Source organism: Pseudomonas sp. KBS0707 (genome assembly GCF_005937945.2).
Classification (GTDB): domain Bacteria; phylum Pseudomonadota; class Gammaproteobacteria; order Pseudomonadales; family Pseudomonadaceae; genus Aquipseudomonas; species Aquipseudomonas amygdali.
Genome location: NZ_CP041754.1, coordinates 3,168,190 through 3,189,325 on the forward strand (window position 1 = coordinate 3,168,190; position 21,136 = coordinate 3,189,325).

The 21,136-nt window shown below is 55.0% G+C and carries 18 protein-coding genes and 4 pseudogenes; 12 read left to right on the forward strand and 10 right to left on the reverse strand.

The features are described 5' to 3' along the window. Nucleotides 1-66: 66 nt before the first annotated feature. The 8 genes and pseudogenes from FFH21_RS14915 to FFH21_RS14950 all read left to right on the forward strand — a co-directional run. Nucleotides 67-627 (forward strand): annotated as a pseudogene (locus tag FFH21_RS14915) (DegT/DnrJ/EryC1/StrS family aminotransferase); the annotation flags it as partial. After that, nucleotides 624-1,637, forward strand: coding sequence for an undecaprenyl-phosphate 4-deoxy-4-formamido-L-arabinose transferase (gene arnC / locus FFH21_RS14920; RefSeq protein WP_004665471.1), 1,014 nt, complete (start codon nucleotides 624-626; stop codon nucleotides 1,635-1,637). The pseudogene FFH21_RS14915 and the gene arnC, both read left to right, overlap by 4 nt. Further along, nucleotides 1,634-3,625, forward strand: coding sequence for a bifunctional UDP-4-amino-4-deoxy-L-arabinose formyltransferase/UDP-glucuronic acid oxidase ArnA (gene arnA, locus FFH21_RS14925; protein ID WP_011168795.1), 1,992 nt, complete (start codon nucleotides 1,634-1,636; stop codon nucleotides 3,623-3,625). The genes arnC and arnA overlap by 4 nt, the downstream gene beginning before the upstream one ends. Next, nucleotides 3,625-4,506 carry a 4-deoxy-4-formamido-L-arabinose-phosphoundecaprenol deformylase gene (gene arnD / locus FFH21_RS14930; protein WP_011168796.1) on the forward strand — a complete coding sequence of 294 codons (882 nt, stop codon included), beginning with the start codon at nucleotides 3,625-3,627 and terminating at the stop codon, nucleotides 4,504-4,506. The genes arnA and arnD overlap by 1 nt, the downstream gene beginning before the upstream one ends. Beyond that, nucleotides 4,506-6,107 carry a lipid IV(A) 4-amino-4-deoxy-L-arabinosyltransferase gene (gene arnT, locus FFH21_RS14935; RefSeq protein WP_011168797.1) on the forward strand — a complete coding sequence of 534 codons (1,602 nt, stop codon included), beginning with the start codon at nucleotides 4,506-4,508 and terminating at the stop codon, nucleotides 6,105-6,107. Before arnD ends, arnT begins: the two co-directional genes overlap by 1 nt. Nucleotides 6,108-6,151: 44 nt before the next feature. After that, on the forward strand, nucleotides 6,152-6,496 hold the full coding sequence (gene arnE, locus FFH21_RS14940; RefSeq protein ID WP_004662222.1) for a 4-amino-4-deoxy-L-arabinose-phosphoundecaprenol flippase subunit ArnE: 345 nt from the start codon (nucleotides 6,152-6,154) through the stop codon (nucleotides 6,494-6,496). Then, the gene (gene arnF, locus FFH21_RS14945; RefSeq protein WP_004667618.1) at nucleotides 6,493-6,927 is read left to right on the forward strand and encodes a 4-amino-4-deoxy-L-arabinose-phosphoundecaprenol flippase subunit ArnF; all 435 of its coding nucleotides are present in this window, start codon (nucleotides 6,493-6,495) and stop codon (nucleotides 6,925-6,927) included. Before arnE ends, arnF begins: the two co-directional genes overlap by 4 nt. Then, entirely contained in the window at nucleotides 6,905-8,299 is a 1,395-nt protein-coding gene (locus FFH21_RS14950; RefSeq protein WP_004667617.1) for a UDP-glucose/GDP-mannose dehydrogenase family protein, read from the forward strand. Before arnF ends, FFH21_RS14950 begins: the two co-directional genes overlap by 23 nt. A gap of 34 nt (nucleotides 8,300-8,333) precedes the next feature. Here FFH21_RS14950 and FFH21_RS14955 read toward each other — a convergent pair whose 3' ends face one another. Both FFH21_RS14955 and FFH21_RS14960 read right to left on the reverse strand, forming a co-directional pair. Further along, the gene (locus FFH21_RS14955) at nucleotides 8,334-9,821 is read right to left on the reverse strand and encodes a glycosyltransferase family 39 protein (protein WP_004665474.1); all 1,488 of its coding nucleotides are present in this window, start codon (nucleotides 9,819-9,821) and stop codon (nucleotides 8,334-8,336) included. A gap of 182 nt (nucleotides 9,822-10,003) precedes the next feature. Further along, a complete protein-coding gene (locus FFH21_RS14960; RefSeq protein ID WP_011168799.1) occupies nucleotides 10,004-10,684 on the reverse strand; it encodes a histidine phosphatase family protein in 681 nt (226 codons plus the stop codon). Nucleotides 10,685-10,942: 258 nt separating this feature from the next. Between FFH21_RS14960 and FFH21_RS14965 the strand changes: the two genes are divergently transcribed. Beyond that, nucleotides 10,943-11,746, forward strand: coding sequence for a phosphatase PAP2 family protein (locus FFH21_RS14965; RefSeq protein ID WP_004662208.1), 804 nt, complete (start codon nucleotides 10,943-10,945; stop codon nucleotides 11,744-11,746). A 262-nt stretch (nucleotides 11,747-12,008) separates the two neighbouring features. Here FFH21_RS14965 and FFH21_RS14970 read toward each other — a convergent pair whose 3' ends face one another. Next, nucleotides 12,009-13,028, reverse strand: coding sequence for a hypothetical protein (locus FFH21_RS14970; protein ID WP_011168801.1), 1,020 nt, complete (start codon nucleotides 13,026-13,028; stop codon nucleotides 12,009-12,011). Between the two features lie 422 nt (nucleotides 13,029-13,450). Between FFH21_RS14970 and FFH21_RS14975 the strand changes: the two are divergent. Further along, a pseudogene (locus FFH21_RS14975) lies at nucleotides 13,451-13,702 on the forward strand (IS5/IS1182 family transposase); the annotation flags it as partial. Here FFH21_RS14975 and FFH21_RS14980 read toward each other — a convergent pair. The 3 genes and pseudogenes from FFH21_RS14980 to FFH21_RS14990 all read right to left on the reverse strand — a co-directional run. Continuing rightward, nucleotides 13,699-14,310: pseudogene (locus FFH21_RS14980) on the reverse strand (IS5-like element ISPsy2 family transposase); the annotation flags it as partial. The pseudogenes FFH21_RS14975 and FFH21_RS14980 overlap by 4 nt on opposite strands. Nucleotides 14,311-14,397: 87 nt before the next feature. Continuing rightward, nucleotides 14,398-15,501, reverse strand: coding sequence for an IS5-like element ISPsy19 family transposase (locus FFH21_RS14985; protein WP_011167789.1), 1,104 nt, complete (start codon nucleotides 15,499-15,501; stop codon nucleotides 14,398-14,400). Nucleotides 15,502-15,579: 78 nt separating this feature from the next. After that, a complete protein-coding gene (locus FFH21_RS14990) occupies nucleotides 15,580-16,683 on the reverse strand; it encodes an IS5-like element ISPsy19 family transposase (protein WP_004663854.1) in 1,104 nt (367 codons plus the stop codon). Between the two features lie 449 nt (nucleotides 16,684-17,132). Here FFH21_RS14990 and FFH21_RS15000 point away from each other — a divergent pair. Both FFH21_RS15000 and FFH21_RS15005 read left to right on the forward strand, forming a co-directional pair. Further along, nucleotides 17,133-17,516 (forward strand): annotated as a pseudogene (locus FFH21_RS15000) (zinc-binding dehydrogenase); the annotation flags it as partial. Nucleotides 17,517-17,639: 123 nt separating this feature from the next. Further along, the gene (locus FFH21_RS15005; RefSeq protein WP_004658452.1) at nucleotides 17,640-18,098 is read left to right on the forward strand and encodes a metallophosphoesterase family protein; all 459 of its coding nucleotides are present in this window, start codon (nucleotides 17,640-17,642) and stop codon (nucleotides 18,096-18,098) included. A 49-nt stretch (nucleotides 18,099-18,147) separates the two neighbouring features. Here FFH21_RS15005 and FFH21_RS15010 read toward each other — a convergent pair whose 3' ends face one another. From FFH21_RS15010 to FFH21_RS15025, 4 genes are all read right to left on the reverse strand, one after another. Further along, nucleotides 18,148-18,606 (reverse strand): GNAT family N-acetyltransferase, encoded by a 459-nt coding sequence (locus FFH21_RS15010; RefSeq protein ID WP_011168803.1) that lies wholly within the window; start codon nucleotides 18,604-18,606, stop codon nucleotides 18,148-18,150. A 107-nt stretch (nucleotides 18,607-18,713) separates the two neighbouring features. After that, a complete protein-coding gene (locus FFH21_RS15015; RefSeq protein WP_041924567.1) occupies nucleotides 18,714-19,295 on the reverse strand; it encodes an Imm5 family immunity protein in 582 nt (193 codons plus the stop codon). Next, nucleotides 19,292-20,524, reverse strand: a complete 1,233-nt coding sequence (locus tag FFH21_RS15020) for a PAAR domain-containing protein (protein WP_011168804.1) — start codon at nucleotides 20,522-20,524, stop codon at nucleotides 19,292-19,294. Before FFH21_RS15020 ends, FFH21_RS15015 begins: the two co-directional genes overlap by 4 nt. After that, nucleotides 20,521-21,108, reverse strand: a complete 588-nt coding sequence (locus FFH21_RS15025; protein ID WP_041924568.1) for a DcrB-related protein — start codon at nucleotides 21,106-21,108, stop codon at nucleotides 20,521-20,523. Before FFH21_RS15025 ends, FFH21_RS15020 begins: the two co-directional genes overlap by 4 nt. Nucleotides 21,109-21,136 lie beyond the last annotated feature (28 nt).

Sequence of the window (21,136 nt, forward strand, 5' to 3'; positions counted from 1 at the left end):
GAGCGCCCTCTTACGTAACTGGGCTGCTGGCTGCCCGGCATCGTGCCCCGCACGTGACCACCATTCAATGCACAACTGGCTGATCGGGTGCGCCAACTTAAATTTCATGGTCTGGGTGTCGACGCCTACGACCGGCTGACGCTGGGTCGCAAACCCCAGGCAGAAGTCATGGAGCCAGGCTTCAAATACAATCTGGCCGACCTGAATGCGAGTATTGCCCTGGTCCAGTTGCAACGCCTTGACGCAATCAATGCAAAGCGTCAGGCGCTCGCCAGCCACTATCTCGAACGGCTGGCCTCTAGCCCGGTCCTGCCCCTCGCCCTGCCCCGCTACGCCCAGCACCACGCCTGGCACTTGTTCATTCTGCGCATTGATCCCGAGCGCTGCGGGCTGGATCGCGACGCGTTCATGAAGGCCTTGCAGGCTCAAAACATCGGCACCGGCATCCACTTCATAGCGACTCACCTGCACAGCTATTACCGCAAACGTTTCCCTGACGTCTGCCTGCCAGACACCGAATGGAACTCATCAAGGCTTTGCTCTATCCCCCTGTTCCCTGACATGACGCTGGATGATGTCGAGCGGGTTGTCAGTGCCATTGAATCGACCGTGGAATCCAGCCATTGAGACCCTACCCAATCAAGTTTGTGTCGATTGTCATCCCTGTCTACAACGAGCGCCAGAGCTTGCCCGAGTTGCTACGGCGTACTGAAGCGGCCTGTAAACACTTGAATCACCGCTTCGAAATCGTGCTGGTGGATGACGGCAGTCGCGACGACTCGGCAGAGATTCTTCAGCAGGCCGCCGAGCGCAGCGCCAGCCCCTTCGTTGCGGTGATTCTGAATCGTAACTACGGTCAGCACGCAGCGATTATGGCTGGGTTCGAGCAGTGCAAAGGTGATGTGGTGATCACCCTCGACGCTGATCTGCAGAACCCTCCCGAGGAAATTCCCCGGCTGGTGGCGCTTGCAGAGCAGGGATATGACGTTGTCGGCACAGTGCGCAGCAATCGTCAGGACTCCGCATGGCGACGTTGGCCATCAAAGATCATCAACGTGGCAGTACAGCGTTCCACCGGCGTAGCTATGAGTGATTACGGCTGCATGCTGCGCGCGTACCGGCGCACGATTGTCGATGCAATGCTGGCCTGCCGGGAGCGCAGCACCTTCATTCCGATTTTGGCCAACAGTTTTGCGCGGCACACGACGGAGGTATTGGTCGATCACGCTGAACGTGAACATGGCGACTCGAAATACAGCCCCATGCGCCTGGTCAACCTCATGTTTGACCTGATCACCTGCATGACCACTACGCCCTTGCGCCTGCTCAGCATTATCGGCTTCAGCATGGCGCTGCTCGGTGTGCTGTTCGCTGCGTTACTGATCATTCTGCGTCTGATCTTCGGTGCGCCATGGGCCGGTGACGGCACGTTCGTGCTGTTTGCGGTGTTGTTCGTATTCACCGGAGGGCAGTTCATCGGTATGGGATTACTGGGTGAATACCTGGGCCGAATGTACAGCGATGTCCGCGCGCGCCCGCGCTTCTTCATTGAAAAAGTCGTGCGCAGCTCGTCCGAAGTTGTCAGCGAAAGCGTTGATTCCTCTGTAACTCCCTATATGAACAAGGTTGCGCCATGAGCCCTAAAGCTGTCGTTTTCGCCTATCACGATATTGGCTGTGTCGGCCTGCAAGCGCTGCTGGGCGCAGGTTATGAAATTGCTGCAGTTTTCACTCACGCCGACGACCCCAAGGAAAAAACCTTCTTCGGTTCCGTGGCTCAGCTGTGCGCGCGACATGGCATTCCCGTACATGCTCCTGAGGACCCTAATCATCCTTTGTGGGTAGAACGCATCGATAAACTGGCCCCTGACTTCATCTTTTCCTTCTATTACCGCCAACTTCTCGGTGATCCGTTACTGGCCTGCGCGAAAAAAGGCGCATTGAATCTGCATGGCTCGCTGTTACCACGCTATCGCGGGCGAGCGCCGGCGAACTGGGTGCTGGTCAATGGCGAAAGCGAGACCGGCGTGACCTTGCATCAGATGGTCAAGCGCGCCGATGCAGGGCCGATAGTCGCTCAGCAACGCGTCTCGATAAGTTCCACCGATACAGCCTTGACGCTCCACGGCAAACTGCGTGAAGCCGCCGCTGACCTGCTTAGTGAAACGCTACCGCTGCTTGCCCTCGGGCAACTTTCAGGCACGCCGCAGGACGAAACCCGTGCAAGCTGTTTCGGTCGCCGCACCCCGGCCGACGGTTTGATCGACTGGTCGCTTCCGGCCACGCAACTGTACAACCTGATACGGGCAGTCACGCAGCCCTACCCTGGCGCATTTTGCGCGGTAGGCGAAAACAAGTTGATTGTCTGGGCCGCCAGTGCCGAAGCAGGCAACAACGGCGAAGCACCCGGCACGGTCATCAGTCACGACCCATTGCGTATCGCCTGCGGTGAGGGTTCGCTGGTGATCAACGCAGGGCAGCGCGGCGACAACGGCTTGTACCTCAGTGGGGCACAACTGGCTCGCGAGTTCGGGCTGGTGGAAGGCTCGCAACTGCTCGATACAGAAAAGCGCCGCCCGGCCCGCCGTACCCGCGTGCTGATCCTAGGCGTCAACGGTTTCATCGGCAATCATCTGTCAGAACGCCTGTTGCAGGACGATCGTTACGACATCTACGGCATGGACATCGGTTCAGACGCCATTGAGCGCCTGCGAACCAAGCCGAACTTTCACTTTATCGAAGGCGACATCAGCATCCACACCGAGTGGATCGAGTATCACATCAAGAAATGCGATGTGGTGCTGCCATTGGTGGCCATCGCTACACCGATTGAATACACCCGCAACCCGTTGCGGGTGTTTGAGCTGGATTTCGAAGAAAACCTGAAGATCGTCCGTTACTGCGTGAAGTACAACAAGCGGGTGATCTTCCCGTCAACGTCCGAAGTCTATGGTATGTGCCAGGACGCAAGCTTCAACGAAGACACATCGAACCTTATCGTTGGCCCGATCAACAAGCAGCGCTGGATCTACTCGGTGTCCAAGCAACTGCTGGACCGCGTGATCTGGGCCTATGGTCAGAAAGGCCTGCAATTCACCCTGTTTCGCCCGTTCAACTGGATGGGCCCACGCCTGGACCGACTGGACTCGGCGCGTATCGGCAGTTCTCGGGCCATCACCCAACTGATTTTGCACTTGGTGGAAGGTACGCCGATTCGGCTGGTGGACGGCGGGGCCCAGAAGCGCTGTTTCACCGATGTCGCCGACGGTATCGAGGCGCTGGCGCGGATTATCGAAAATCGTGATGGGTGCTGTAATGGTCAGATCATCAACATCGGTAACCCCGACAATGAAGCCAGCATTCGCCAATTGGGTGAAGAGCTGCTGCGCCAGTTCGAAGCGCACCCGTTGCGCGGCAACTTCCCGCCATTCGCAGGCTTTCGCGAAGTAGAAAGCCAGTCCTTTTATGGCAAGGGTTATCAGGATGTCAGCCATCGCAAACCGAGTATCGACAACGCCCGACAGTTGATTGGCTGGACACCAGGTATCGAGCTGAGCGAAACGATTGGCAAAACCCTGGACTTCTTCCTTCGCGAAGCCATGGCTGAAAAGGCGGATATGCGCTGATGCAGGCAGGCTTAAGAATCGATGTCGACACATATAGGGGCACCCGTGAAGGCGTGCCGAGGTTGCTGGACATACTCGATGAAGCTCAGGTCAAGGCGACGTTCTTTTTCAGCGTCGGCCCCGACAACATGGGACGTCACCTGTGGCGTCTCGCACGGCCCACGTTTTTCTGGAAGATGCTTCGCTCCAGAGCAGCAAGCCTGTATGGCTGGGATATTCTGCTGGCGGGTACGGCGTGGCCGGGCAAGCCGATAGGACGTGACCTTGGCCCGTTGATGCGTCGCGCTCTGGATGCAGGCCACGAGGTCGGCCTGCATGCGTGGGATCATCATGGCTGGCAAGCCAATGCCGGACGCTGGAACGATCGCCAGTTGACCGCACAGATACACCGTGGGGTCGACTGTCTGAGCGACATTTTAGGCAACCCGGTGATCTGCTCCGCAGCAGCGGGCTGGCGTGCCGACCAGCATGTCGTGCAGGCCAAGCAGGCGTTTGGCTTCCGCTACAACAGCGACAGTCGCGGCGCTACCCTGTTTCGCCCGTTACTGGCTGATGGCAGACTCGGCACGCCGCAGATCCCGGTGGACTTGCCGACCTTCGACGAGGTGGTCGGTCCACAGCTCCAGCCAGGTGCTTTCAACGAATACATCCTCAACCGCTTCGCTGCGCAACGGCTCAACGTCTACACCATTCATGCTGAAGTCGAAGGCATTGTCATGGCGGACGGCTTCAGGCAGCTTTTAAGGCAGGCCGATGCACGGGAAATCGAGTTCAACCCGCTGGGCCAGCTGCTGCCTGAATCCATCGAGCAACTGCCTTGCGGACAAGTTGTTCGCGGTCACCTGCCCGGTCGCGAAGGCTGGCTGGGGGTGCAACAGTGATGCACTCCAGATACCGTGATGGCGCACTCCTGTTAGCGGCATTCTTGCTGGCCTACCTGCTACCGCTGGGTTTCCATGGTTTGTGGATTCCCGATGAAACCCGTTATGCCCAGATCAGCCAGGAAATGCTTCACAGCGGCAACTGGATCGCCCCGCACTTCATGGGCTTGCGTTACTTTGAAAAACCGCCTGCCGGCTACTGGCTGATTGCCTTGGGCCAAGCGGTCTTTGGCGAGAACCTGTTCGGCGTGCGCATTGCTTCGGCGATAAGCACCGGTTTAAGTGTCTTGCTGGCCTACCTGCTGGCAGGAAAGATCTGGAGCGACCCGCGCAAAAGCTTCGCCAGCGCACTGCTTTTCATGAGTTTCGGTTTCGTCGCCGGCCAGGCCGGTTACAGCAATCTCGACCCGCAATTTACCCTCTGGACCAACTTGACGCTGGTAGCGTTCTGGTACGCCGTGCACAGCATCGACCGAGCCCGCCTGGTAGCCTGGACGGTGGTCGGCGTAGCCTGCGGTATGGGGTTCATGACCAAGGGATTTCTGGCCTGGGCGTTACCGGCCATCATCACCCTGCCCTACATGCTATGGCAAAGACGCCTGACTGAACTGCTCAGGTTCGGCCCGCTTGCGGTGGTGATTGCCATTGCGGTCTGTCTGCCATGGGCGCTGGCGGTACACCAGCAAGAGCCCGACTACTGGCGTTACTTTTTCTGGCACGAGCACATTCGCCGATTTGCCGGGGACAATGCGCAGCATGCCCAACCCTGGTGGTTCTACCTGCCTCTGCTGATCGCCGCGTGCCTGCCTTGGGCGCTGCTGCTGCCAGTGACGTTTAAGCAGGCCTGGCAACGAAAAAGCAGGCCCGACACTGCCTTCCTGCTGCTATGGCTGGTCCTGCCGCTGGCATTTCTGAGCCTGAGCAAAGGTAAATTGCCGACCTACATACTGCCTTGCCTGCTGCCGCTGGCATTGCTCATGGCTGACGCTCTGGTCGAACATCTCAATCAAGGCCGTGGCAGGGCGTTGCGTGTTAACGGAATAGTTAACGCAGCATTGACCTTCCTCGGACTTTTAGCGCTGATCTACGTGCAGTTGAAACAGCCCGTGTACGAAAACGAACCGATGCACTTGTTGCTGGCGGTCATCGTACTTACCGGGTGGACGCTCACCAACGCCCTGCAAGGCATCCGCCCTTTGACCTTCTGGGCGCTGCCAGCGGTGGGAAGCTGGTTGCTGATCGTATTGCTGCCCGCGGCCCTGCCAAACGACGTGGTGTACAACAAGACTCCCGACCAGTTTGTCGCCAGACATCAAGCGGAGCTGGCAGCCTGTACACATTTGCTGAGCAATGATCTGGGCGCTGCCTCTGCCCTGTCGTGGCGCCTGAAACGACCGGACATTACGCTTTTCAATACCTGGGGCGAGCTTGAATACGGCTTGGGCTATCCGGATGTACAGGGCCGCCAAGTCCGTCTGCAGGGCATCGACGCCTGGGTTACAAAAGCACGAAGCGAAGGCCGGGTCGGCGTGATCATGCGCGGCAAGAGTGATGAGGAGTTGCGGGAGCTTGAACTGCTTCCCAAGGATGGCCAGCGTTAAGACGAAGGCAACCTGGCCATCCTCATTTATGAGAAGTCAGCGCCATGACCTGGCTGATGCTCCTGAGCGCATGCCTGCTGACGTGCCTGGGCCAGATCGCGCAAAAGTACGCTGTGGAAGGCTGGCGCGAGACATTTCCCGGCGTATTGGCTGCACTGCGTTCTATGTGGCTGTGGCTGGCGATCGCATGCCTCGGGCTGGGTCTGCTGGTCTGGCTGTTGGTGTTGCAACGCATGGATGTAGGCATCGCGTATCCCATGCTGGGCCTCAACTTCGTGCTGATCACCCTGGTGGGACGCTATGTTTTCAAAGAGCCGGTTGACCCACAGCACTGGCTTGGTATCGCGTTGATCCTTGTAGGCGTATTTCAGCTGGGACGTCAGGCATGACCCGCCGTAGCGCAACGATGTGCGCCTTGACCAGCGTTGCACTGGTCAGTTCGGCGCAATTGGGCATGCGCTGGAGCATGAGCCGCCTGCCCTCACCTGGACAATGGCTCGACCTGCAGGACATCGGGCAGGTTCAGTCCAGTGCCATCGCCGTCATCTGCGCCTCAATCACAGCCTATGCACTCTCCATGCTTTTCTGGCTGCTGGCGCTGCGTGATTTGCCCCTCAGCCGTGCCTATTCGCTCCTCAGTATCAGCTATGCACTGGTTTATACGCTGGCTGCAACTCTGCCATTTTTCCACGAGACGTTCACGGTATCGAAAACTGTGGGTGTCACGCTGATCGTGGCAGGTGTCTTGACCATCAACCTGCGGCGCATCTCCAGCCCGTCACTTCAGGATCTTTCCCATGAGAATCAGCGTTTTCGGTAGCGGATATGTAGGTCTTGTACAAGCGACCGTACTTGCCGAAGTCGGCCATGATGTTGTCTGCATGGACATTGACCAGGCCAAAATCGATCAACTGCGTCAGGGTCAGGTACACATTTACGAGCCTGGACTGGCCAATCTCGTGCGTGACAATCTGGATCATGAACGTCTGCACTTCACCACCGACGAGCGACTGGCGGTGGAGCATGCCGAGGTGCTTTTCATCGCGGTTGGCACGCCCTCCCGAGCAGATGGCTCGGCCGATCTCGGCGGTTTTTTTGCGGTAGGCGAAGCCATTGCCCGGCATCGCTGCGAGCCGCTGATCATCGTCGAGAAGTCCACCGTGCCGGTCGGCAGTGGCGACGCCTTGCGAGGCCATATCGACAAGGTATTGCGTCAGGCCGGTCGCCTGTTGCAGTTCGATATAGTGTCCAACCCCGAGTTTCTCAAGGAAGGCTCGGCGGTCAACGATTGCCGGCGCCCGGACCGGATTGTCATCGGCTGCGAAAATGAAGCGGTGCGCAAAGTCATGCGCGAGCTGTATGCACCGTTCAACCGCAACCATGACCGCATCATGTTCATGGACCTGCGCAGCGCCGAACTGACCAAGTACGCCGCCAACTGCATGCTGGCGACCAAAATCAGTTTCATCAACCAGATCGCCGAGCTGGCAGAACATCTGGGCGCAGACGTTGAGTCCGTCAGGCTGGGCATCGGTGCCGACTCACGCATTGGTTATGACTTCATCTACCCCGGTTGCGGCTATGGCGGCTCATGCTTCGGCAAGGACATCCGCGCCCTGATTCACAGCGCCAGAGAGGCGCATTGCTCCAATGACCTGCTGTCTGTGGTCGAGGCGATTAACGAGCGGCAGAAAAACAAGCTGTTCGAACGGGTCAATGCGTTCTACCAGGGCGACCTGCGCGGCAAGACGTTTGCCTTATGGGGGCTGGCGTTCAAACCCAATACCGACGATATGCGCGACGCTCCCAGCCGCATGCTCATGGAAGCACTGTGGGAAGCCGGGGCCAGCGTGCGGGCATTCGACCCCGAGGCCATGCAGGAAACCCAACGCATATATGGTCATCGCAAGGACCTGATTCTAATGGGAACACCTGAGTCCGTTCTCAACGATGCCGATGCGCTGATCATCTGCACCGAGTGGCAACAGTTCAAAGCCCCGGATTTCGAGCTGATACAGCAGCGGCTGAATGCACCGATCATCTTCGACGGCCGGAATCTGTATGACACCGAACGGCTGGCAACGCGCGGCTTTCACTACTTCCCCATCGGTCGTGGTGAATCATGCGATTTGCCTATCCCGCAGAAGCGGTGGACACCCTATGACCAGTTAACCAGCAGTCAGGCCATATGAATGGCCCTGCTCCGCCCGCCGTACAGAGGGGCTGTCAGTTACTGACAGCCCCTGCCCCTGGTGCCTGACTGACGAAATAGTAGACACGATCCCCGACCTTTACGCTGTCAATAATCTGCAGAGGCGGTTCGGGTGGCTGCATGCTTTCCATCACAGCGACATTGCCGTCAGCGCTGGTAAGAAAACCAGTCAATTCAGCGTTACTATTGAGTGTTTTCAGAAGGCTCTGACTATAGAACACGCTGGCCCCCGCCAGCCGTTCGCTGGGCTGGAACAAGGCAACCTGCCGTCCCTGCACCTGCAGGGTGTGGACTTTGTCGGTCAGCGGCAGAAATGACAACTGCCTGTCGGCTTGTGGCGCGAGCCATAGGGCTGCACTTAGATAGCTCGCTACAACCAGCACAACGCCTGCAGCCATGAGCGCCTTTCCATTCCTCACGATCGACGCCGCAAAAAATGAGCGTCCCGAACGAGCCTGCAATCGCTCACCCAGAACAAAAGCATATTCCGCAGCAATCACTGCCGCCGCAGGTGCCAGCGACATCAGATAAACCATGCGTTTACTGGAGGCCAGCGACAACAGCAGGAACTGCGCGCCCAACCACAGGGCGAAGAACAGCAGATAACGATTGGCCATTAACCGCTTTCGAAAATGCCACAACCCCAGATAAACCAGGATATTCCATGGCAAAAATGCTTCAAGCAGTTTTGTCAGGTAGTAATAGGCAGGTTCGTAGTGCCCCGCCTCTTCGAAGGAACCACTGAAGCGTCCAACGCTGTTGGTCCACAGCACGTCCTTCAATGATTGCGTGCCACCCTGTCCGTACAGGAAACACAGCCACACGAGCAGCGGAATCAGAGCAACAAGGGTGAACATTGCCGGGCGCAACCAGTGAGCAATAGCAATGCGTTTGTTCTGCAACGACTCGCAAACAAGCCAGGCGAAAATCACCACGCCCGGCATTGCCAGCCCCAGCACGCCCTTGCTCAGGGTCGCCAGTGTGATACCCAGCGTGAACAGCAACCAGGGCGCTGTAGAGAGTCCGTCACCACGCAGGCGATTACTGGCATGGAAGAATGCCAGCAAGGCCGTGGTTACCCCCAGCGCCAGCAAGGCGTCCTCGCCCACTTGCCGCGAATTGCTCCAAAAGCTGGCCTGGGTCGCCAGCATGAAAGCAGCTACCCAGGCCACGAATACCGGCCGGCCGAAACGCCGCAGCATGCTGTAAAGCAGCAACACGCTGAGCAGGCCGGCGCAGGCAGAAGCCAGTCTCACCGCCCATGGGGCAGGACCGAACACCCGAATAGCCGCCGCATCCAGCCACACACTCATCGGCGGTTTTTCCAGGAAAGGCTGGTTGTTCAGTTTCGGCGTAATCCAGTTGCCACTCAAGTGCATTTCCATGGCGATGCCAGCAACGCGCGGCTCCGTCGAATTTTGCAACTGGTGATTTCCCAGTGCGAGAAAAAACAGCAAGACACACAGCAGCAACAGCAATGGCGAACGCACACGAGACGTCATCAAGGAAGATACCGGTTTGATGAGAAAGAGGATACCGACAGGCACAGGGCAATAAATTATAAACAGTGAGTTGTTGAATAATTGTTGAACAGCTCTTAAACACTTTTCACGCCTGCACAACCCAAGACTCACCCTTGTGTATAAATAAACAGAAATTTGACAACGCGAAAATACACCTGGGTTCAATGCCGCAGCAGATGAAGCCGGGAAAGTTGCGTCCAGTCCTCCGGGTTTATAACCCCCCGGATAACCGCTTTACCCCGACTGTCGAGCGAAATGAAAAGCGCGCTGTCGTACTCGCTGGTGGCAGCATGAGGATACCCATGCAGACTTTCCAGCTGACCGATACAACCGCTGTGCGTCACCAGAATCAGATTTCGATTCAGAGACTTGTGCGCCACGACCTCATTCAGCATTGTCTCGTCACAGTTGTACAACCATTCCTGGGCCTCCACCGGATGGCCAAACATGGCTTGTGCGGTCTGGGCGGTGCGGGTCAAGGGGCTGGTTATTACATCGGTGTGTGCGAGCCCGAGTTCGCTGAACGACCGGCCGACATCTGTCGAAACGGAACTGCCGTAGCGAGTGATGCCGTCGTTTGCACCAAGGCACTCGTTGCTGGAGCGGTCACAGCGTTCGCCGTGGCGAACCAGTACCATCACATCACCTTTCTTCCAGCTGGCATACAAACCGGACATGGCCAGATTCTCGCCCTGAACAAGCCGAACTGGCGAACGCGGCCAATAGGTGTACCCCGTCAACACGAGCAAGGAAATCACAATGGCGGCCGCCATCAGAACAGCGTTTATCCTGCCGCTCAGAAGCGAAGATGCCCTGAACGCGGATTTACCATAACTTTTCATCAAGTTGCCCCGCATGCCTGCCTGTTCAATGGACAGCCGAACACGCTGGCTCTGTCCTTATAAGGCCGCCAGCTTAATCAAGGACGCGTCATCGTCGGGTCAATAACATGTGAAAAAAATGCCAAAGCTGAATGAAACGGTTTTCATGAAACTCCCGCTAGGAATTGAACAGGCGGCTACGTATATTCTGCCTCGCAGAAGACTTGCGCACATCGATATGAACTCTCAAACCACGCAAATGACTATGGAATAAAAAGAGTGCAAAGCGAAAAATCAAGATTCTATGCGTGGAACTTCGGCGTGCCGATGGCAATAGCGCTGTTGACCTTTGTCGTTTTTGATCTTACTTCGCTCGACGAAGCGATCAGCAACTGGCTGTACTACCCGCTTCAGGTATTTCCGTTTGAGCATGACCGCCGATTTGAAAATCTGACCCACCGCTGGCCGAGGATCATCCCCGACTGGACGGGAGAAGCCGCGGTGATCGGGCTGTTGCTGTCCTTTATATGGCCACTGCTGAAACCCGGGCGCAATGACCGAATGATTGGCCTGCTGGAAACCGCTCGGGTAGCGCCATTGTTACGCTTCACTGCTCGTCACCGTCGTGACCTGCTGTTTGTCGTGGTCTCTTTCGCGGTGATCACCGGCATGATCCACTTTTTCAAAAGTCACACGAGCATTTACTGCCCTGTGGAAACCACTCTGTATGGCGGCACAATGGAGAAAAAGGAGTGGTTCGAAAACTTCAGGCTGTTCCATGAAGCGGGCGCGGGTCGTTGCTGGCCAGGAGGTCATGCTTCGGGTGGTTTTACCATGGTGGCATTGTATTTCGTTGCACGCCGTTACTCCTGGCGTCACGCCAAGGCAATCCTCTATGCATCGACCTTATTGGGCGCAATCTACGGCACCACGCGAGTGGTTCAAGGCTGGCATTTCATGTCCCACACATTATGGGCTGGCGTGATTGTCTGGCTCAGTGCACTGCTTACCGCGCTCGCTTTTTATGGCTGGCGGCAGTTGGCACAACCGCTTGAAACCAGAACGGATAAACCACTCAGCTGAATCTGACGGGCTCATTGTCCGCATCCTGCGTTGAGATTGAATATATATCCGGCAGAACGCTGTTAGAGTATTTGCTCCTTGAAAGTTGCCCTGTTACGCAGCTGTAGAGCCTCACGATGATGAGGTAAAAGATTGAGGGATGGACTTCACCAACGTGTAGCCGAGGATGATCTTCACCAACCTGATATCGAACGCTGAAATAAAAACGGGGAGCGATTAACGCTCCCCGTCTGGTACTTCAGTTCAGTCTTGCTGCATTAGATCAGACAGCAGCAACAACTTTGGCTGGCGGCTGAGTACGACGACCCAGTACACCGGCACCTGCTGCTACCAGACCCGAGATCACCAGAGTGATCAGCAGAATCCAGGCACCTTGCGAAACACGTTTGGCGGTCACTTCAGCCGCTTCACGGGCTTTCTGTTCTGCCTGAGCTTTCAGCTCCTGATACTTGGCATAAGCCTGGCGATAGCTGGCCTGAGCCTGATCGACGATCTGATTGGCTTCGGCATCAGTCTTGTTGCCACGCGCCTTGATCAGATTAACCAGCGCCTGACGGTCAGCAGCATCCCACGCCTGGTCACCTTTGGCTTTGATGCGGTCCATCAGGCCACCCAATTGCTCATCGGCTTGCTGAGGATTTTGTGCACTTTGTTTGGCAGTGTTCTGAGCATCTTCCTGGGTTGCCTGAGCTTCCTGCTTGACGTTGTCAGGGTTCAGCTCGGCTTTACCGGTCTGGCGCATGGCTGTTTCAATTTCACCCTGGATATCGTCCAGATTGAAATCAATACCCTGAGCGCGCAACTGATCCTGAATCTTGCCGCCGACGGCCGGCGATACCTGAGCAATACCGCTGCCCAGTGCCGACATACCGCTGCCTGCCAGATTGAGGCCACCACGCACGACACCTGTTACCGCACTGGACACCAGATAGACAGTAATCAGCGATACGCTCGCCCACACCAGAAGACCATGAAAAGCGCCTTCACGCTGAGCCAGACGGCCAGCCGCCCAACCACCGACAAACAGCGAGATGACCGAGCTGACAACAACCCAGATACCCGTACCTGTGCCAATTCCGGACAACGGGTTGGCTTCCTGCATTGGGTCAATACTGGCACTTCCAATGGCAGTGCCCAACAGGTTCAACAACAGCGAAACAACCATGGCCAATACAACACCGGCCAGAATAGCGCTCCAGGAAATTCGTTTAAGCAGAGGAGCCATAGCATGCGTGTCTTGATACACAGGGGAGCCTGGAGCAATACGGTCGTCGCGAATCATAATAAGAGTCCTTTGAGTCATTGGCAGTGAACGCTGAAATGTGTGGCGTACACTTTAATGACCCGAGCGACACTCAAGAAGTTTAAAACTTTTATAGACTTTTTTTCAGGCCTGCAGAATCACATAAAAAGACGACGAACAGTGATCTCTATCAATGGAACGGAAGGAGACGACCATGCTCCACACGCTTTACAACTTCCCGGCCTCATTATCTGCTTTATTTTATAAGTGAAGTTGTCTGATGTCTGTTAATGCTCGACAGGCATTAACAATCACCGGCACCTCATAAAGCACAGTCGATAGTGGGTATAACCACACACTCATCGGCCTGACCGAGAACAGTCAGGCCTTCAGGTCTTCGTTAGAGGGTGTAGACAAAATAAATTAAACTTTCACTCCCTTGTCTGAATAGCCCTCAAGCCATGCCTAAAACCGGACGTCCTCGCTCGATTGCCGCCGAGCACTATCCCGTGCTGGTGAAACTCGCTCATGCACAGCCCTATTCCAGCCAGGCCGAATTGGCGCTCGTATTCTTCGCCGAAACCGGTATCACTGCGCATCCCGACACCTTTGCAAAAGCGTTGAAAATGGCAGGGATTACGCGTGTAAAGCAGCGGGCCAAGGGAAGTTTTCAGTCACCTGAACCTAATAAAGCCTATGGCTACAATGAAACCTGCGTGACGTCTGCCACATTGGCCGCTGTTACTACCACGCTGTGCACCAGGCCTGACTCGTCGTCGGCGCCGATGTGAGCCTTGGCGCCGAAATAGTACTGGTTACCTTTCTTGGTTTGATGCATCTCAGGATCGCGTTTGCCATCCTTGTTCTTGGTCGAACTGGGCGCGTGGATCAGCGTGGCATCGACGATGGTGCCTTGACGCAACGACAAGCCACGGTCGCCCAGATAACCATTAATTACGCCGAGAATCCCGGTCGCCAACTCGTGCTTTTCCAGCAGATGACGGAAGTTGAGAATCGTGGTTTCGTCTGGAATGCGCTCCAGGCTCAGGCCTGAAAACTGACGCAGGATGGTCGTCTCATACAGCGCTTCTTCCATCGCCGGATCGCTGTAGCCGAACCAGTTCTGCATCAGATGAACACGCAGCATCGCCATCAGTGGGTAGGCGGGCCGGCCACCTTCTCCTTTTGGATAATAGGGCTCAATCAGGGCAATCAAACCTTTCCAGGGCACCACCTGATCCATCTCGATCAGGAACAATTCCTTACGGGTCTGCTTGCGCTTGCCGGCATACTCGGCGTCGGCGAAGGTCATCTGTTTCATCATCGAAAAGCTCGGCGACTGGTGTCCGGAGATTTTGCCAAAGTTAGGAAGTCTTTTTCAGAGTTTCCCTAGAGGGTGTAGACAAAATCATGTAGTGAGTCGGCGCGCGAGTATTCGAGCCTCGGCCAACCAAACCCATGCCTCGCTTACCGCAAAAAGGCGATCATGATGCATGATCAGTCGCCGAGCTCTCTCATTCCAGGCATGAGTTCGCTCCACTACCCATCGCTTGGGCATGACCACAAATCCAGTCTGAACAGGCTCCACGGAAAATAGATCGCCTTGTTCAGAGTGCCATTGCCCTGTTCTTCTGTTATTCGGGCCACGGATCACTTGAACATCGATAGCGTGCAGTTGATGGGTGCGCTGTGCCCATTTTCCTGCGTACGCACTATCAACAAAAAGCGTGCTCAGTGACGGATATTTTTCCTTCGAGTACGCCACCGCATCATCCGCCGCGTCACGATCCTGCACGCTTGCAGCACTGATACTGACAGCCAGCAGCAGGCCCAATGTATCGACAATCAGACTTCGTTTACGCCCCTTGACTTTTTTTTCCGCGTCGTAGCCGCTGTCACCGCCTTGAGGAGAACTGCGGGTCGACTGTGAATCCAGGATCGCTGCTGACGGGCTGTCAGCGCGTTCTTCCCGCTCACGCCATTGAGCTCGCAAGCGATCATGCATTTGCTCGAACTTGCCTTGAGCGCTCCACCGGCGGAACGTTTTGTAGACATTGTCCCAATGAGGAAAATCGCGGGGTAGCATTCGCCATGAGCACCCCGTGCGTACGACATAGCAACAGGCTTCCAGCAACGTGCGCCGAGAGTGAAGCGGTGGCACTCCTCGTCCGCCCTGGCTTTCAAACAGGTCGGCGACCAGTGCCCACTCGGTATCTGTCAAGCAACTCGGATATAGCTGCTCCGGCAGTTGGCGGCGGTGGGTTTCATTGTAGCCATAGGCTTTATTAGGTTCAGGTGACTGAAAACTTCCCTTGGCCCGCTGCTTTACACGCGTAATCCCTGCCATTTTCAACGCTTTTGCAAAGGTGTCGGGATGCGCAGTGATACCGGTTTCGGCGAAGAATACGAGCGCCAATTCGGCCTGGCTGGAATAGGGCTGTGCATGAGCGAGTTTCACCAGCACGGGATAGTGCTCGGCGGCAATCGAGCGAGGACGTCCGGTTTTAGGCATGGCTTGAGGGCTATTCAGACAAGGGAGTGAAAGTTTAATTTATTTTGTCTACACCCTCCTAAGAGGGTGTAGACAAAATCATGTAGTGAGTCGGCGCGCGAGTATTCGAGCCTCGGCCAACCAAACCCATGCCTCGCTTACCGCAAAAAGGCGATCATGATGCATGATCAGTCGCCGAGCTCTCTCATTCCAGGCATGAGTTCGCTCCACTACCCATCGCTTGGGCATGACCACAAATCCAGTCTGAACAGGCTCCACGGAAAATAGATCGCCTTGTTCAGAGTGCCATTGCCCTGTTCTTCTGTTATTCGGGCCACGGATCACTTGAACATCGATAGCGTGCAGTTGATGGGTGCGCTGTGCCCATTTTCCTGCGTACGCACTATCAACAAAAAGCGTGCTCAGTGACGGATATTTTTCCTTCGAGTACGCCACCGCATCATCCGCCGCGTCACGATCCTGCACGCTTGCAGCACTGATACTGACAGCCAGCAGCAGGCCCAATGTATCGACAATCAGACTTCGTTTACGCCCCTTCACTTTTTTGCCTGCGTCGTAGCCGCTGTCACCGCCTTGAGGAGAACTGCGGGTCGACTGTGAATCCAGGATCGCTGCTGACGGGCTGTCAGCGCGTTCTTCCCGCTCACGCCATTGAGCTCGCAAGCGATCATGCATTTGCTCGAACTTGCCTTGAGCGCTCCACCGGCGGAACGTTTTGTAGACATTGTCCCAATGAGGAAAATCGCGGGGTAGCATTCGCCATGAGCACCCCGTGCGTACGACATAGCAACAGGCTTCCAGCAACGTGCGCCGAGAGTGAAGCGGTGGCACTCCTCGTCCGCCCTGGCTTTCAAACAGGTCGGCGACCAGTGCCCACTCGGTATCTGTCAAGCAACTCGGATATAGCTGCTCCGGCAGTTGGCGGCGGTGGGTTTCATTGTAGCCATAGGCTTTATTAGGTTCAGGTGACTGAAAACTTCCCTTGGCCCGCTGCTTTACACGCGTAATCCCTGCCATTTTCAACGCTTTTGCAAAGGTGTCGGGATGCGCAGTGATACCGGTTTCGGCGAAGAATACGAGCGCCAATTCGGCCTGGCTGGAATAGGGCTGTGCATGAGCGAGTTTCACCAGCACGGGATAGTGCTCGGCGGCAATCGAGCGAGGACGTCCGGTTTTAGGCATGGCTTGAGGGCTATTCAGACAAGGGAGTGAAAGTTTAATTTATTTTGTCTACACCCTCCTAGCATTATGTCGAATATATCCAGCTACCACACTGTCGTGCATACCCTCATACTAGGGCATGGAGTCGAGGGGCAGAGCCACTATGTACTCTATCTCTTTGATGACTATCAGGGCCAACCAACTGCCATGTGGCCATTGCTCGAATATTTTCTTGACCTGGGGCGTACCCGTTCTGCTGCTTGGCAACGAGATGCCTGTAGGGCAGTTGGCCTATTCGTCGACTACCTAAAAGCAAACCAGGTTGACTTCCGCGAACAAAGTTCTAGACCGCAGGTTTTAGCTAGCTTCGCAGAGTCCCTGCTTGGGGAAACTGTAGACCGCAATGGCGACGACCTTACGGGCCTATACTGGCAACCAAAATCAATTAACCGTACGACATTCCTGCTGATCGAACCCATCCCGAGTGGGCAGACGAAGTAGTGAAACTCACCGACGGCAAGGGTGTGGACCTGTTACTGGACGTAGCCGGTGGCGACGGCATCAATCATTCGATTGCGGCCACCAAAGCGGGCGGGAGCATCGCGCAGATCGGTTTTCTGACCGGCCAGACTTCGGCGCTGAACCTGATGCCGATGATCTTCCGCCAGACCACCTTTCGCGGTATCGCCGTAGCACCTCGCTCGTCGTTTGACCGGATGAACGCCTTTCTCAACGAGCACAAGATTCGTCCGGTAATAGATCACGCTTACCCGTTTGAGCAAGCTCGCGAGGCATACGAGCACTTGGCCAGAGGCGCGTTTGGTAAGGTGGTAATCAAGGTTGGTCAGGCCTGACACGGTCTTGAGGTTGCGACGCGCGGATACTTCCTGAGCGTCGCACGCCACAGTCCCCCATCAACCATTCGAACTCAAAGGGTTACACTGCCTCCCTACCCCGCTCCTGACCCGAGGCCCCTGATGAAAGTTGGCGTGATTTCCGACACCCACGGACTGCTTCGTCCTGAAGCCATTACGGCGCTTGAGGGCTGCGAAGCCATCATCCATGCCGGTGACATCGGCAGCCAGAACATCGTCGAGCAACTCAGCGCCATCGCCCCCCTGCACATCGTGCGCGGCAACAACGACCAGGACGCCGAGTGGGCAAAAAACATCGCCGATCACCTGCGCTTCGACATCGAAGGCTGGCAAACCCTGCTGGTTCACGACATCGCCGATGTTCCGGCGCTACTGGATGACAGCGTGAAACTGGTCGTTACTGGCCACTCACATAAACCCCTCATCGATTGGCGCGGCGACACGCTGTATCTGAACCCGGGCAGCGCCGGGCGGCGGCGTTTCAAGTTGCCAGTGACGCTGGCGTTGATTGAGATGGGCGCAGATTCGATGGAGCCTGAGCTGGTGCAGTTGGTTGAGTAACAAGCGGATCAACGCTGAGCACTACATTTGCCGATGCAACACAGGATCTCTAGAGATCCTGCGACATCAAATAATGCTCCTTGCCCCACGCCTCAATACGCTCCAACACACTCCAACCGCGCTTGGCATAGAACCTGTGCTGATCGTGGGTATGCAGATACAACGTGGTGATACCGACAGACCTTGCATGACTACAAATGCCATCAATCAACAGCACTGCAACGCCCCTGCCTCGCGCCTCAGGCTTTACCAGAACACACCCCAGCCAAGGCCTCAGATTGGGACGCTCAGCTAGATCGTCGCTGGCCAGCGCGGCACCGCCCAACAACTCACCATCCTCCAAGGCAATCAAGCATTTCCAACGACCATTTGCCTGTCCTTGAGAAAAATCGAGTTGCCAGTCAGCGAGTGATTGCGATGCGAATTCGTAATCAAACTGTCGATGAAGCCAAAGCGCCATCGTATCGCTGTGATGCATGTGGTTGCCGAGCCAATCCAGATTGAGCATGTTCAGTCCTTCAGGGTTTCAACCCTTGGTCACCGCCATCAAATCTCCACATCCATAAGTAGCATGCAGAGATTCAGGTTGCAGGGCCAAAGCGTCAATTAATGAACTCACACAATTTGCGGCACAGCAATCGACAGGTACCATTCCCAAAAAGCACGGCGTAATTTTGGATCTCCATCCTCAGACAATCCGCCTGCAAAAGCTGACGCGACAAGATAGCTAGACTCGAATCCTTCGGGATCCAAGTCGCGATCTACGCGATGGTCATATGGCTCAAATTGAAAATCGTCAACAGCTGTTGCAATTGTATTAGCAGCAGCATGCCCAACAAACATTGCCGGATACTCTTCGGCCTCGTACTCTTGATCTTCAACTATTGAAACATAGAATTCATCCCTGAGACCAAGTGCTTTCGCCTCGTCAAATTTCCCCTCAGCAGTTTCAAGAGCAATGTTTAGAATACAGTTTAACGGCTCATTATCTCCAAATTTCTTTATCCAAAAATTTACGCCCTGCCTAACACACATCACATCTAAAGCGGTCAAGATAACTTTCTTATTAGCAGCTACCTCATCTTCAGTAATGGTGTTCCACAAAAGCTTTCTGAGAGGAAGTGTCAGCTCACCCTCAGGCGACTTCGCAACCTCAAAAAGAAGCTTTTCAATCAAAATTTTACTTTTGTTATTCATTCCGACCTCATAATTGTTTCAACAGAACCATCGGTCTTAAAAATACGTATCGCTTTAGGATCTGCTACTGTCTGTTCAACCTTACTATACTTAGCCAGCTGAGAAAAGTAGCCCTGACAATCAGTACACATAGGCTTCGAAACACCTAAAGGATGATTTGGGCTTGCGATTGACATTTGTTTCTCTGCATGAGATGAAAAGTACTGCCCTTTATAATCCCTGTCGTATGGGTGTGATTTCACCTCATGCCCAATTTCTTCAGACTTAGCCTTGACCTGTTCCGCAGAAATCCTCTCGTACCCTTCGGGCTTTTTATTACCCCAATCGCTTAATGTTTTCTTATCATTGGATGAAACAGTTTTTACCTTCAACTCTTTACTTTGCGGAAGGTCGGCTCTGGCCTGTGATGCACGACCAAGCGCAGCTTCGGACTCCGCAATATTTGAAACCTTTGTAGCCCCTTTCGGAGTGATTTTCAAATTGCCTAAATTCGACCCTACATCTTGTACTTTTATGTCATAGCGAGTGTCAAACCATTTGCCTCCTTTTGCACCCAGGCCGCCGCCCAATAAAGCACCGCCGAATGCCATTAATTTTTGTCCGTCGGTGCCCTCACCAAATAACTGCGCTCCGCCCAAACTTCCGACAGTGCCTCCAGCGATACCTCCGACTAGCCCAGCTATTACAATGACAGGGCTTACGAGGACAAACGCACTAGCCAGACCGACAAGCAAAATACCTCGCGTTAACAACTCAGGAACTTCGGGATTGATAGGATCAGTAGTTTCAGTTCCTCCTCCAATAAATACGCTACTCGAGCCAACTACAATCTTGGCATCACATGCAGTGCAATCTCCGACTCGGGCGGCAGGATGGCCATTGATGTAGACGTTACTACTACCTTGAGCTATAACTTGCGGCGTGGAACTATGCTCATCGCATTTTGCCTGATCAGCGTGTGCTCTGGCTGCAGGCTCACCATTGATATACACATTACTCGAGCCACTCAAAATTTGGCCAGTTTGGTGATTGCAGCACGATAGGCTTCCGATCAGTTGGCCTACACCAGCCCCGGTCGCAGCAAACGCACCAACTATAGCAACGGCAGCCAAGCCGCCTGTCCCGACAACTAACGCCGCACCAATTGCACCAATCGCAAGGCCAGCGAGCAGTCCTGTCAGCGAGCCTGTGTGCTCGATTGGATCATTAAGGCGAGCAGCAGCGCTCATTTCTGATCTACCGACTGACCTGAACTTGGATAAAACCGCAACTCTAGAGTTTCAACCAATAAATGAAAGGCTGCTTTTTCTTCAGCAGTCATCCCGCCTGAATGGTTACTAGTCCCTGTTATCTGCATAAGAACTGGATGTCGGTGCTCATCGTAATGCAAAAAGATAAATTGGAGCTGATGTACGGGAGTTCCTTGCTGTCGCCATTTGAACTCAACACGTCGTCCCTCCACTCCCGCCACCTCCACAGGAAAAAGGGGCTCGACCCACTCCAGATGCGAAAGTGCTTTTTTCAGATCAGCTAGTAGCAGCTGAGATAAATATTCTAGATCTTTATCTCCTTCGATAGAGGTACGTCCTATCACTACAGACAAGGGGCTAGGCCCGACATCTGTAAGCGTGTATACATGAAAAGTCTTGTCCTTGAAACCCAGAGGGCGAATAAAACTAAGCTCATTGGTATGAAACCGCTCAGGTACTGGAATGGCGTCAACAATCGCTTGCGCCAAACGCTCCTCTTCCAAACGTTTCTCTTCACGAATGCGGGCTTCTGAAATACGGTCGAACAAACTTGTTCTTCGCATTAGGCTATTCCTTGTCCGGCTGCTCATT

What these genes read in the sequence shown, in the direction of transcription:
- FFH21_RS15025 (WP_041924568.1), bottom strand. Translation starts at nt 21,108, where the DNA reads ATGCGAAGAACAAGTTTGTTCGACCGTATTTCAGAAGCCCGCATTCGT.
- FFH21_RS15015 (WP_041924567.1), bottom strand. Translation starts at nt 19,295, where the DNA reads ATGAATAACAAAAGTAAAATTTTGATTGAAAAGCTTCTTTTTGAGGTT.
- arnF (WP_004667618.1), top strand. Translation starts at nt 6,493, where the DNA reads ATGACCCGCCGTAGCGCAACGATGTGCGCCTTGACCAGCGTTGCACTG.
- arnA (WP_011168795.1), top strand. Translation starts at nt 1,634, where the DNA reads ATGAGCCCTAAAGCTGTCGTTTTCGCCTATCACGATATTGGCTGTGTC.
- FFH21_RS15010 (WP_011168803.1), bottom strand. Translation starts at nt 18,606, where the DNA reads ATGCTCAATCTGGATTGGCTCGGCAACCACATGCATCACAGCGATACG.
- FFH21_RS15020 (WP_011168804.1), bottom strand. Translation starts at nt 20,524, where the DNA reads ATGAGCGCTGCTGCTCGCCTTAATGATCCAATCGAGCACACAGGCTCG.
- FFH21_RS14960 (WP_011168799.1), bottom strand. Translation starts at nt 10,684, where the DNA reads ATGAAAAGTTATGGTAAATCCGCGTTCAGGGCATCTTCGCTTCTGAGC.
- FFH21_RS14985 (WP_011167789.1), bottom strand. Translation starts at nt 15,501, where the DNA reads ATGCCTAAAACCGGACGTCCTCGCTCGATTGCCGCCGAGCACTATCCC.
- FFH21_RS14990 (WP_004663854.1), bottom strand. Translation starts at nt 16,683, where the DNA reads ATGCCTAAAACCGGACGTCCTCGCTCGATTGCCGCCGAGCACTATCCC.
- FFH21_RS14950 (WP_004667617.1), top strand. Translation starts at nt 6,905, where the DNA reads ATGAGAATCAGCGTTTTCGGTAGCGGATATGTAGGTCTTGTACAAGCG.
- FFH21_RS14970 (WP_011168801.1), bottom strand. Translation starts at nt 13,028, where the DNA reads ATGATTCGCGACGACCGTATTGCTCCAGGCTCCCCTGTGTATCAAGAC.
- FFH21_RS14955 (WP_004665474.1), bottom strand. Translation starts at nt 9,821, where the DNA reads ATGACGTCTCGTGTGCGTTCGCCATTGCTGTTGCTGCTGTGTGTCTTG.
- arnE (WP_004662222.1), top strand. Translation starts at nt 6,152, where the DNA reads ATGACCTGGCTGATGCTCCTGAGCGCATGCCTGCTGACGTGCCTGGGC.
- arnD (WP_011168796.1), top strand. Translation starts at nt 3,625, where the DNA reads ATGCAGGCAGGCTTAAGAATCGATGTCGACACATATAGGGGCACCCGT.
- FFH21_RS15005 (WP_004658452.1), top strand. Translation starts at nt 17,640, where the DNA reads ATGAAAGTTGGCGTGATTTCCGACACCCACGGACTGCTTCGTCCTGAA.
- arnT (WP_011168797.1), top strand. Translation starts at nt 4,506, where the DNA reads ATGCACTCCAGATACCGTGATGGCGCACTCCTGTTAGCGGCATTCTTG.